Source organism: Streptomyces sp. NPDC051940 (assembly GCF_040680895.1).
GTDB lineage: Bacteria > Actinomycetota > Actinomycetes > Streptomycetales > Streptomycetaceae > Streptomyces.
The window spans coordinates 1-11174 of the sequence record NZ_JBFAXR010000197.1 but is presented as its reverse complement, the minus strand read 5'-3'; the positions used below and the strand labels follow the sequence as shown (position 1 = coordinate 11174).

The following is an 11174-nucleotide window of genomic DNA, read 5'->3' as shown; positions in this document are numbered from 1 at the left end:
CCGTCGGCGCGCAGGGCGCGGACGGCGTCCGCCGTCGTGGGCAGCGCGGCGGAGGCGAACGCGGGACGCACGGCACACCAACCGGTGGTGCGCCGCCACTCCCGCGCGACGTGTGCGATCCCCGCGATCGCCTCCGGGTCGGAAGAGCCCGCCGAGGCGAGCACGATGCCGGTCGAGGACCGGTGCGCGGGCCGGACACCGGCCTCGGCGAGCCGCCGCTCCAGCGCCGCCGTCAGCAGCGGCGAAGGGCCCAGCACCGGCGCCCGGCGGACCGTCAGGCCCGGCAGCCGGGCCGAGGCGGCCGCCAGTACGGACGGGATGTCCGTCTTGGCGTGGAAGGCGCGGGTGAGCAGCAGCGGAACGGCCACCACCTCCCGTACCCCCGAGGCGGCCAGCCGGGTCAGCGCCGCGTCCACCGCCGGGGTGTCGAAGTCCAGGTATCCGGCCGCCACCCGCAGCCCGGGCCGCAGCGCCGCCACCCGCCGGGTCAGCGCGGCGACCGTCGCCCGGTGGCGGGGGTCGCGGCTGCCGTGGGCGATGAGGAGCAGCGCCGGAGCGTCGTCGTGCACGGGGGCCGCCTCAGCTCTTCACCAGCAGTCCGCGCCCGCGCAGCACCCAGCGCTCCAGCGGGCTGAAGACCAGCAGGTCGATGGCGATGCCGACCACCAGGATCAGGATGATCGCGAGGAACACCCCGGCCATGTCGGCGTTGTTGCGGCCGTTCTCCAGCAGCTGGCCGAGGCCCACGCCCAGGTCGGGCGAGGACGCGATGATCTCCGCGGCCATCAGCGACCGCCAGGAGAACGCCCAGCCCTGCTTCAGGCCGGCCACGTAGCCGGGCAGCGCGGCCGGCATCACGACGTGCCGGGCGGCCTTCCAGCCGGTCGCGCCGAGGGTGCGGCCCGCGCGCAGGAACAGCGGCGGCACCTGGTCGATGCCGGAGACCAGGCCGTTGGCGATGGACGGCACCGCGCCCAGCAGGATCACCGCGTACATCATCTGGTTGTTCAGCCCCAGCCAGATGACGGCGGGCGGCACCCAGGCCACGGACGGCAGCGACTGCAGCCCGGACAGGATCGGCCCGATCGCCGCCCGGACGAACCTCACCCGCGCCACGAGCAGGCCGAGCGGGGTGCCGATGGCCAGCGCCAGGACGAAGCCGAGCAGGCCGCGGGAGACCGACGTCCAGACGACGCCGAGCAGTTCGCCCTGCAGCCACAGGTCGCGCACCGAGTCCCCGACGGCCCGCGGCGACGGCAGCTTGTAGTCCTCGGTGACCTCGCCCCACACCAGCAGCTGCCACACCACCAGCACCAGCGCCACGGCCGTCAGCGGCGGCAGCACCTTCTGTACGAGGACCTGGCGCAGCGGTGTGCGGTGGACGGCGGGGGCGGTGTCCAGCGCGTCGAGTCCGGCCTCGAGGCCCGCGACGTCGTCCGCGGTGCCCTTGACGTCAGTGCTGGCCATGGCGGCGGATCTCCTTGCGCAGTTCCTCGGTGATCTCGACGGACAGCTCGGCGACGGCGGCGTCCTCGATCCGGCGCGGCTGGGGGATGCCGACGTCCCAGGAGCGGGCGACGCGCCCGGGGCGCGAGGACATCAGCACCACGCGCTGCGCGAGGCGGACCGCCTCGCGCACGTTGTGGGTGACGAACAGCACCGAGACCGACCCCGCGACGGAGTCGCTCTTGTTCGCAGTGGTCCAGATGCGGGTCAGTTCGTCGTGCAGGACGTCGCGGGTGATGGCGTCGAGGGCCGCGAACGGCTCGTCCATCAGCAGCAGCCGGCTGTCCTGGGCGAGGGCGCGGGCCAGGGCGACGCGCTGGCGCATGCCGCCGGACAGCTCGTGCACCCGCTTGCCGTGGGCGCCGCCGAGGCGTACCAGCTCCAGCAGCTCGTCGGCCCGCGCGCGCCGGTCGGCGCGCGGTACGCCCCGCAGTTTCAGGGCGAGTTCGATGTTCTTCCCGGCCGTCAGCCACGGGAACAGCGCGTGCTCCTGGAACATCAGCGCCGGCCGTCCGCCGGGGGTGGTGATGGCCCCGGCGGACGGGGCGTCGAGGCCCGCCACCAGATTGAGCAGGGTGGACTTTCCGCAGCCCGAGGCCCCCAGGAGGGTGACGAACTCGCCGGGTGCGACGTCGAGCGAGACGTCGTCCAGTACGAGCTGGCGGCCGAAGGACTTCGAGACGTGCTCGATGCGTGCCGCGTGCGCGGCGACCTCGTCGGCCACCTCTGCCTTGGCGAGTGCGGTTGCCATGATCGTCACCTCCTGGGTCTTCGTGGGGCTGGTGCGGTCGCTACTTGACGCCGAGGCCGGCGTCGTCCGCCGCGGGCTCCCCGGCGGCCTTCAGCACCTTGTTCAGGAGCGTCAGGTCGTAGATCCCGGCCAGGTCGGGCTTGTCGAGCAGACCCGCCTTGACCGCGTGCTGCGCCTGGGCGTCGAGGGTCGCGGCCAGCGGGTCGTTGGTGACGGCGATCGAGTCCCACGCCGGGTCGATGACGTCCGCGGGGAGTTCCTTGCCGGTGAGTTCCTTCAGCGCCGCGTTCGCCGAGGCCTTCGCCCGGTCCGGGTCGGCGTTGATCCACCTGTTGGTGGCGACGGTGCCCTTCAGCACCGCCTCGACGACGTCCGGGTGCTCGGCGAGGAACTTCTGCGACACGATCACGTTGGTGATCACGAACTTCCCGTCCGGCCACAGGGTGCTCTCGTCCAGCAGCACCTTCGCGCCCTCGGCCACCAGCTTCGAGGCGGTCGGCTCCGGTACCCAGGCGCCGTCGATCGAGCCCGACTTGTACGCGTCGGGGGTGACCTTGTTGTCCGTACGGACCACGGAGACGTCGCCCTTGCCGGACTGGGCGTCGACCTTCCAACCCTGCTCGGCCGTCCAGTTGAGGAACGCCACGTCCTGGGTGTTGCCCAGCTGCGGGGTGGCGATCTTCTTGCCCTTGAGGTCGGCGACGGACTTCACCTTGTCGGGGTTGACGACGAGTTTCACGCCGCCGGACGCGGAGCCGGACACGATCCGCAGGCTCTCGCCGCCGGACTTGGCGTAGCCGTTGACGGAGGGGGAGGGGCCGATGAAGCCGATGTCGATGGACCCGGCGTTCAGGGCCTCGATCTCCGAAGGGCCGGCGTTGAAGGTGGCGGGCTTGACGACGGTGCCGCCGAGTTCCTTCTGGATGAGCCCTTCCTGGATGCCGACCAGGGCGGTGGCGTGCGTGAGGTTCGGGAAGTAGCCGATGTTCACGGAGTCCGCGGAGAGCTTCTTCCCCTCGGCGGCCGCGGGCGCCTTCGGCGCGCCGTCGTCGGACTCGGAGCCGTAGCCGCAGGCGGTGACCGCCAGCAGGGGGAGCGCGGCGATCGCGGCGAGCGCGAGTCTAGTGGTGCTGGTCTTGCGGCGCCCGGTGGCGCGGAGGCTGCGGGAAGCAGACACGGGAGGGGGTTCCTCTCGGAGCGGCAGGTCTTCGGAATCGGGTGAACACGGGCACGGGGTTACGCGACGTCAGCACGCACATCGCCCCGTTCCGCCCTGGCCGCTGCCGCGCGTGCCGCTGCCGACGCGGCCGCCTTCCTTCGCGAAGGTCGAATACACCTCGGTGCTCATGTCTAGAAGTCCCACCCCTCGTCGTCGGTGTCCTCCGCCGGCGCGGTGTGCGCGGTCTGTTCCGCGAAAGCGTGCCCGGCCATGCCGGCGGTCAGCGTGGTGCCGTCCGCCGGGTCGATCAGCAGGAACGACCCCGTACGCCGGGAGTCGGCGTAGGCGTCGACGGGCAGCGGCTCCGCGGTGCGGATCACCACCTGCCCGATGTCGTTGGCGGCCAGGGAACCCGGCGCCCTGTGCTGCGACAGGTCGTCGAGCGTCAGCCGCGACGGGATGTCCTTCACGAGGGCCTTCACCGTCCGCGTCCCGTGCTTGACCAGCACCCGGGCGCCCACGGTCAGCGGCCGGTCCGCGACGTGGCAGACGGTCGCCTCGATGTCCTGGGTCACCGCGGGCGCGGAGGCGGTGGGGGCGATGAGGTCGCCGCGTGAGACGTCCACGTCGTCCGTGAGCCGCAGCGTCACCGACTGAGGCGCCCAGGCCACGTCGACGTCATGGCCCAGCGCGTCGATGCCCGCGATCGTCGAGGTCAGCCCGGACGGCAGCACGGTCACCGGATCGCCGACGCGCAGCATCCCGGACGCGATCTGCCCGGCGTAGCCGCGGTAGTCGGGGTGCTCGGCGGTCTGCGGCCGGATGACGTACTGCACGGGGAAGCGCGCCGGGCAGCCGGTGAGGTCGTGGCTGACGGGGACGGTCTCCAGGTGTTCCAGCACCGTCGGGCCGCCGTACCAGTCCATGTGCGCGGACGCCTCGACCACGTTGTCGCCGTTGAGGGCCGAGATCGGGATCGCGGTGACCTCCTCGACGCCCAGGCCCGTGGCGTACGACGTGAACTCGTCGGCGATCTTCGCGTAGACGGGTTCGGCGTAACCGGCGAGGTCCATCTTGTTCACGGCGAGGACGACGTGCGGTACGCGCAGCAGCGCGGCCACGGCCGCGTGCCGCCGGGTCTGCTCGACGACGCCGTGCCGGGCGTCCACCAGGATGATCGCGAGCTCCGCTGTCGACGCGCCGGTGACCATGTTGCGGGTGTACTGCACATGGCCCGGGGTGTCGGCGAGGATGAACCGCCGCCGCGGGGTGGCGAAGTAGCGGTAGGCCACGTCGATGGTGATGCCCTGCTCCCGCTCCGCCCGCAGGCCGTCGGTGAGCAGCGCCAGGTCCGGGGTGTCCTGGCCGCGGTTCTTCGACGCCAGCGACACGGCCTCCAGCTGGTCGGCCAGCACCGACTTGGAGTCGTGCAGCAGCCGGCCCACCAGTGTCGACTTGCCGTCGTCGACGGAGCCGGCGGTGGCGAACCGCAGCAGCGTCGTCGCCGCCAACTCGTCGAGCCGCTCGGTCGTGGACGTCATCAGAAGTACCCCTCGCGCTTGCGGTCCTCCATGGCGGCCTCCGACAGCTTGTCGTCGGCGCGTGTCGCGCCCCGCTCGGTGAGGCGGGACGCGGCGATCTCGGCGATCACGGCGTCGAGACCGGTGGCGTCGGAGTCGACGGCCCCGGTGCAGGACATGTCGCCGACGGTGCGGTAGCGCACCAGCCGCCGCTCGACCGGCTCGTCCTCGCGCGGACCGCCCCACTCGCCGGCGGTCAGCCACATGCCGGAGCGCTTGAAGACGTCCCGCTCGTGCGCGAAGTAGATCTCCGGTAGTTCGATGCCCTCGCGAGCGATGTACTGCCACACGTCCAGCTCGGTCCAGTTCGACAGCGGGAAGACGCGGACGTGCTCGCCGGGCGCGTGCCGCCCGTTGTACAGCTGCCACAGCTCGGGGCGCTGGCGCCGCGGATCCCAGGCGGAGAACTCGTCGCGGAGGCTGAACACCCGCTCCTTCGCCCGCGCCTTCTCCTCGTCGCGGCGTCCGCCGCCGAAGACGGCGTCGAAGCGCTCGGCTCGGATGGTGTCCGTCAGCGGCACCGTCTGCAGCGGGTTGCGGGTGCCGTCGGGGCGTTCGCGCAGCTCGCCGCGGTCGATGTAGTCCTGCACGCTCGCCACGTGCAGGCGCAGCCCGTACGCGGCGACGGTGCGGTCGCGGTACTCGAGCACCTCGGGGAAGTTGTGCCCGGTGTCGACGTGCAGCAGCGGGAAGGGCAGCGGCGCGGGCGCGAACGCCTTCAGCGCCAGGTGCAGCATGACGATGGAGTCCTTGCCGCCGGAGAAGAGGATCACCGGCCGCTCGAACTCCCCCGCCACCTCGCGGAAGATGTGCACCGCCTCCGACTCCAGGGCGTCGAGGTGGGTGAGGGCGTACGGGTTGTCCAGCCCCTCGTCGACAGTGGTCGCGGTGGTCACGCCAGTCCCCTCTCGGTCAGCAGGTCGTACAGCGCGGCCACGGACTCCTCGACGCTCTGCTCGTGCGCGTGGATCCGCAGGTCCGGGTCCTCGGGGGCCTCGTACGGGTCGTCGACGCCGGTCAGCCCGGAGAGCTCGCCCGACGCCTGCTTGGCGTACAGCCCCTTCACGTCGCGTACGGAGCACACCTCCACGGGCGTCGCCACATGCACCTCGAGGTACGCCGTGCCCTCGCCCTGGTGCCGTTTGCGGACGGTTTCGCGGCTGTCGGCGTACGGGGCGATGACCGGCACGAGGGCCTTCACGCCATGGGAGGCGAGGAGTTCGGCGACGAAGCCGATGCGCTGGACGTTGGTGTGCCGGTCGGTGCGGGTGAAGCCGAGGCCGGCGGAGAGGAACTCGCGGATCTCGTCGCCGTCGAGCACCTCGACGCGGTGGCCGTCTGCGCGGAGGCGGTCGGCGAGGGCGCGGGCGATCGTTGTCTTGCCGGCGCTGGGGAGGCCGGTGAGCCAGATGGTTGCGCCTTGGGTGGTGGTGGGGCCTTGGGCCGTCCGGGCTCCCCGGTCCGTCGTAGCGCTCATGTGTGGATCCCGCATTCCGTCTTGGCCAGCCCGGCCCACCGGCCGGCCCGCGCGTCCTCGCCCTCCAGCACCCGGCGCGTGCACGGCGCGCAGCCCACCGAGGCGTATCCGTCCGTCAGCAGCGGGTTCGTCAGCACGCTCTGCTCCGCCACGTACGCCTCGACGTCCTCCTGCGTCCACCGGGCGATCGGCGCGATCTTCACCTTCCGCCGCCGCGCGTCCCAGCTGACGACGGGCGTGCCGGCCCGGGTCGGCGACTCGTCGCGGCGCAGGCCCGTCGCCCACGCGTCGTACGCCGTGAGCCCCCGCTCCAGCGGCTCGACCTTGCGCAGGGCGCAGCACAGGTCGGCGTCGCGGTCGTGGAGCTTCGGCCCGTACTGCGCGTCCTGTTCGGCGACGGTCTGCTTCGGGGTCAGCGTGATGACGTTGACGTCCATCACGGCGGCGACCGCGTCGCGGGTGCCGATGGTCTCGGGGAAGTGGTAGCCGGTGTCCAGGAACACCACGTCCACGCCCGGCAGGGCGCGCGAGGCGAGGTGCGCGACGACGGCGTCCTCCATGGAGGAGGTCACGCAGAAGCGCTTGCCGAAGGTGTTCGCGGCCCACTGGAGGATCTCCAGCGCGCTCGCGTCCTCCAGGTCCCTGCCCGCCTGTGCGGCCAGCTCCTCGTAGTTCTCAGTCATGATCGTCGGCCCCCTTCCTCACGCCCCGGGCGAGCAGCCCGAGGAACGAGAGCTTGAAAGCGCGGTTGCACGCCCCGCATTCCCACGCGCCGTGGCCCGCCTCGGAGGGCCGCAAGTCCTCGTCGCCGCAGTACGGGCAGTAGTAGGGCGCCGCACGCTCACTCACGACAGCTCCTCCTCGCCGGCCCGCGCCGCCCACGCCGCGAACCGCTCGCCGTCCGTGCGGCCCGCCTCGAAGCGGCGCAGCACGCGCTCCACGTAGTCCGGCAGCTCGGCGGCGGTCACCTTCAGGCCGCGCACCTTGCGGCCGAAGCCGGGCTCCAGGCCCAGCGAGCCGCCGAGGTGCACCTGGTAGCCCTCGACCTGGTTGCCGTCCGCGTCGGTGACCAGCTGCCCCTTGAGACCGATGTCCGCGACCTGGATACGGGCGCAGGAGTTGGGGCAGCCGTTGATGTTGATGGTGACCGGCTCCTCGAAGTCCGGCAGCCGGCGCTCGAGTTCCTCGATGAGCGTGGAGCCGCGGCCCTTGGTCTCCACGATGGCCAGCTTGCAGAACTCGATGCCCGTGCAGGCCATCGTGCCCCGCTGGAAGGGGGACGCCTCGACCTGCAGCCCGAGGGAGGCGAGCGCGTCGCTGAGCGCGGCGACCCGGTCCTCCTCGACGTCGAGGATCAGCATCTTCTGCTGGACGGTGGTCCGGATCCGGTCCGAGCCGAAGTCGGCCGCCAGATCGGCGATCTTGGCGAGCGTCGCGCCGTCCACCCGGCCGACGCGCGGCGCGAAGCCGACGTAGAAGCGGCCGTCCTTCTGGCGGTGTACGCCGATGTGGTCGCGCCACTGGTCGGCGGGGAGTTCGGGGGCGGGTCCGTCGACCAGCCTGCGCAGCAGGTACTCGTCCTCCAGCACCTGGCGGAACTTCTCCGCGCCCCAGTCGGCGAGGAGGAACTTCAGCCGGGCGCGGTTGCGCAGCCGCCGGTAGCCGTAGTCCCGGAAGATCGACACGACGCCCTCGAAGACGTCGGCGACCTCCTCCAGCGGCACCCAGGCGCCGAGCCGCTCGCCGAGGCGGGGGTTGGTGGAGAGCCCGCCGCCGACCCACACGTCGAAGCCGGGACCGCGCTCGGGGTGCCGGACGCCGACGAACGACACATCGTTGATCTCGTGCGCCACGTCGAGCTGCGGGGAGCCGGAGATCGCGGACTTGAACTTGCGGGGGAGGTTGGAGAAGGCCGGGTTGCCGACGATACGGCGGTGGGCCTCGTCGATCGCGGGGGTGCCGTCGATGATCTCGTCGGCGGCGATCCCGGCGACGGGCGAACCGAGGATCACGCGGGGGGTGTCACCGCAGGCCTCCGTCGTGCTCAGCCCGACGCCCTCCAGCCTTCGCCAGATCTCCGGTACGTCCTCGATGCGGACCCAGTGCAGCTGGATGTTCTGCCGGTCGGTGATGTCCGCGGTGCCGCGGGCGAACTCCTGGGAGACCTCGGCGATCGTACGCAGCTGGGCGACGCTCAGCCGGCCGCCGTCGATGCGGACGCGGAGCATGAAGTACTCGTCGTCCAGCTCGTGCGGCTCGAGGACGGCCGTCTTCCCGCCGTCGATACCGGGCTTGCGCTGGGTGTACAGGCCCCACCAGCGCATGCGTCCGCGCAGGTCGTTGGGGTCGATGGAGTCGAAACCGCGCTTGGAGTAGATCGTCTCAATACGTGTCCGCACATTGAGACCGTCGTCGTCCTTCTTGAACTGCTCGTTGGCGTTGAGCGGTGTGAAGTGCCCGGCGGCCCACTGCCCCTCACCGCGATGGCGGCCGGCCTTGCGGCGCGCCGGGGCGGCGGCCCGTGACGCGTCGGAGCGCGCGGCGCGCTCGGAGCGCGCGGGGCGCTCGGGACGCGCGGGGCGTGGCGGGGTGGAGGCCATGGTGCGGTTCCTTCGGGAGGCGGGTGGGTGCGGGTGCGCTGCGGGTGCGCTGCGGGTGGGGGTGCGTTGGGTGCGCGTGTGCGCCGACCTGCGGATATACCTGTGGCAGGGCGCGGGAGTGGGGGAACTGCTGCGCGCGCGGTCCGCAACGGCGGGGACGGCGCGGACCGGGGGTCAGACGGTCGTGCTGGGCTTTGCTGGGACTGTCAGCACGCCGGACAGATGGCGCTGGACATGCGGCCGAGGTCGACGTGCCGTCGACTCACCAGGGCGACTCCAGCTTCAGACATGGGGGAAGCGTGGCACGGTGACGGTGGGGGCGTCCATCGTTATCCAGCATGTGGACCTGGGGATCTCGATATGCGGACGCGTGTGGCATGGGTCACGGCTTTCGTGGTCGCCGAGTCTCACGGGCTGGGTGGGTCGTGACCGTCGCGGACGTCGTCGCCGCCGTGACCGTCGTGCGGTCGTGGCCGGGGCTTACGTGGGCAGGCGGAAACCCAGTGCCTCGGCGGCGAGCGCGGGGGTCGGCTGCGACCAGCGGTCCGCGAGGTGCTGCGCGGAGGAGAGGGAGCGCGGCTCGGCGTGGTCGAGGTACAGCGTGCCGTGGAGGTGGTCCGTCTCGTGCTGGACGATGCGCGCGGGCCAGCCGGCCACCTCCTCGTCCAGCTCACGGCCCGTCTCGTCCTGGCCGCGCAGCCGCACGCGGTCGTAACGCGCCACGACGGCCTGCCAACCGGGCACGCTGAGGCATCCCTCGTAGAAGGCGGCCCGGGCCGGGCCCGCGGGCTCGTACGACGGGTTGACCAGCACCCGGTAGGGCAGGGGCACGCGGCCGCGGGCCTCGGCCACCTCGGCGTCGACCGCCGCGGGGTCCTCCAGCACGGCGATCCGGAGCGGTACGCCGACCTGCGGGGCGGCGAGGCCGACGCCGGGAGCGGCGTGCATCGTCTCGCGCATGGCGGCGAGCAGCTCGGCCAGGCGGGCGTCGCCGAGCTGCCCGTCGTACGGGATGGCGGTCCGGCGCAGCACGGGGTCGCCGGCGGTGACGATGGGGAGGGGTCGGGGGCCGTGGAGGAGGCGGTCGACGAGGGTGGGGAGGTCGGGCGGTGCGGGGGGAGTGGGCAGTCCGGGGGGAGCGGGCAGTCCGGGCGTCGTGTCGGACGGGTCGTGGGTCATGGGGTCACTCCTCGTCCGTCTTCACGGTGAAGACGCGGAACCCGCGCTTCTCGTAGTTGGCCAGGGCGTGCGGTCCGTCCTTGGTGCAGGTGTGCACCCAGACCCGCCGCGTGGCCTCGCGCCCCTCCCACCGCGTGGCGAGATCCCAGGCGCGGGCTGTGCCCTCGGAGAGGAGGTGGCCGCCGATGCCCTGCCCCTGGAAGGCCGCCAGCAGCCCGAAGTACGCGATCTCCACGACGCCGTCGGCCTGGGCCTCGAGCTCGATGTACCCGGCGGGGGTGCCGCGCAGATAGGCCACCCAGGTCTCGACCCCGGGCTTCTCGACGTAGGCCCGCCACTGCTCGTCGGTCCACACGAGCCGATCGGTCCACTCGTGCCCACCCCCGACGGCGCCGTAGAAGAACCGGCTGAACTCGGGAGAGGGGACCCCGGCCCGCGTGATCACCAGCTCCCCGCCCGTAGCGCTCTTGGGCAGGCGCGCGGGGGAGAGGTCGGCGGGGGAGGTCTGCTCGAGGGACCAGGTTGTGATGGGGGTGGTCATGGGGTCATGAGATCACGGGGGGCTGGGGGTGGGGGAGGGGGCTCGGTGCGCAGCGGTCGGCGCGCCTCTGTTGCCGCGCCGGGTGGAGGGAGGGGGTGCGGGGCTGGGGGCTGAGGACGAGGGTGCTCGGTGCGGGGGTGGTGGGCGTCGGGTGGCGAGTGCTGGCGTGGCGGTCGGCGTAGGGCGCGGGCGCGGGTGGCGCCGTGGTGCGCGTGACAGTTCGGTGCAGGGCGCGGGCACCGGGTCGCGATGCTGGGGGTGGCGGTCGGTGGAGGGTGCGGGTGCGGGTGCTGGTGTCGGGCGCCGGTGCGTGGGGCTTTGGGGGGGGGGGGGGGCGCCCCGCCCCCCGCCCCCCGGGCGGGGGGGGGGGGGGGGGGTGGT

The 11174-nt window shown here is 72.6% G+C and carries 13 protein-coding genes; all 13 read right to left on the bottom strand.

Annotation, left to right across the window (positions count from 1 at the left end; translation table 11 throughout):
* A partial coding sequence (locus tag AB0M28_RS38235; RefSeq protein ID WP_365415059.1) for a sirohydrochlorin chelatase occupies nt 1-569 on the bottom strand: 569 nt, incomplete at its 3' end.
* Nucleotides 570-579: 10 nt separating this feature from the next.
* Nucleotides 580-1467 carry an ABC transporter permease gene (locus AB0M28_RS38230; protein ID WP_365415057.1) on the bottom strand — a complete coding sequence of 296 codons (888 nt, stop codon included), beginning with the start codon at nt 1465-1467 and terminating at the stop codon, nt 580-582.
* Nucleotides 1454-2257 (bottom strand): ABC transporter ATP-binding protein, encoded by an 804-nt coding sequence (locus AB0M28_RS38225; RefSeq protein WP_365415055.1) that lies wholly within the window; start codon nt 2255-2257, stop codon nt 1454-1456. Before AB0M28_RS38225 ends, AB0M28_RS38230 begins: the two co-directional genes overlap by 14 nt.
* 40 nt (nt 2258-2297) lie before the next feature.
* A complete protein-coding gene (locus AB0M28_RS38220; protein ID WP_365415062.1) occupies nt 2298-3362 on the bottom strand; it encodes an aliphatic sulfonate ABC transporter substrate-binding protein in 1065 nt (354 codons plus the stop codon).
* A 245-nt stretch (nt 3363-3607) separates the two neighbouring features.
* Nucleotides 3608-4957 (bottom strand): GTP-binding protein, encoded by a 1350-nt coding sequence (locus AB0M28_RS38215; RefSeq protein WP_365415053.1) that lies wholly within the window; start codon nt 4955-4957, stop codon nt 3608-3610.
* Nucleotides 4957-5892: a sulfate adenylyltransferase subunit CysD gene (gene cysD / locus AB0M28_RS38210; RefSeq protein WP_365415051.1), complete on the bottom strand. Its 936-nt coding sequence runs from the start codon at nt 5890-5892 to the stop codon at nt 4957-4959. The genes AB0M28_RS38215 and cysD overlap by 1 nt, the downstream gene beginning before the upstream one ends.
* A complete protein-coding gene (gene cysC, locus AB0M28_RS38205) occupies nt 5889-6473 on the bottom strand; it encodes an adenylyl-sulfate kinase (RefSeq protein ID WP_365415050.1) in 585 nt (194 codons plus the stop codon). The genes cysD and cysC overlap by 4 nt, the downstream gene beginning before the upstream one ends.
* On the bottom strand, nt 6470-7156 hold the full coding sequence (locus tag AB0M28_RS38200; RefSeq protein WP_365415048.1) for a phosphoadenylyl-sulfate reductase: 687 nt from the start codon (nt 7154-7156) through the stop codon (nt 6470-6472). The genes cysC and AB0M28_RS38200 overlap by 4 nt, the downstream gene beginning before the upstream one ends.
* Nucleotides 7149-7322 carry a hypothetical protein gene (locus AB0M28_RS38195; RefSeq protein WP_365415046.1) on the bottom strand — a complete coding sequence of 58 codons (174 nt, stop codon included), beginning with the start codon at nt 7320-7322 and terminating at the stop codon, nt 7149-7151. Before AB0M28_RS38195 ends, AB0M28_RS38200 begins: the two co-directional genes overlap by 8 nt.
* Complete coding sequence (locus tag AB0M28_RS38190) at nt 7319-9073, bottom strand: nitrite/sulfite reductase (protein WP_365415044.1); 1755 nt, start codon at nt 9071-9073, stop codon at nt 7319-7321. The genes AB0M28_RS38195 and AB0M28_RS38190 overlap by 4 nt, the downstream gene beginning before the upstream one ends.
* Before the next feature lie 206 nt (nt 9074-9279).
* On the bottom strand, nt 9280-9363 hold the full coding sequence (locus AB0M28_RS38185; protein WP_365415060.1) for a putative leader peptide: 84 nt from the start codon (nt 9361-9363) through the stop codon (nt 9280-9282).
* Nucleotides 9364-9553: 190 nt separating this feature from the next.
* On the bottom strand, nt 9554-10252 hold the full coding sequence (locus tag AB0M28_RS38180; protein WP_365415042.1) for a peptide deformylase: 699 nt from the start codon (nt 10250-10252) through the stop codon (nt 9554-9556).
* 4 nt (nt 10253-10256) lie between these two features.
* Nucleotides 10257-10793, bottom strand: coding sequence for a GNAT family N-acetyltransferase (locus AB0M28_RS38175; RefSeq protein WP_365415040.1), 537 nt, complete (start codon nt 10791-10793; stop codon nt 10257-10259).
* Between the last annotated feature and the right edge of the window lie 381 nt (nt 10794-11174).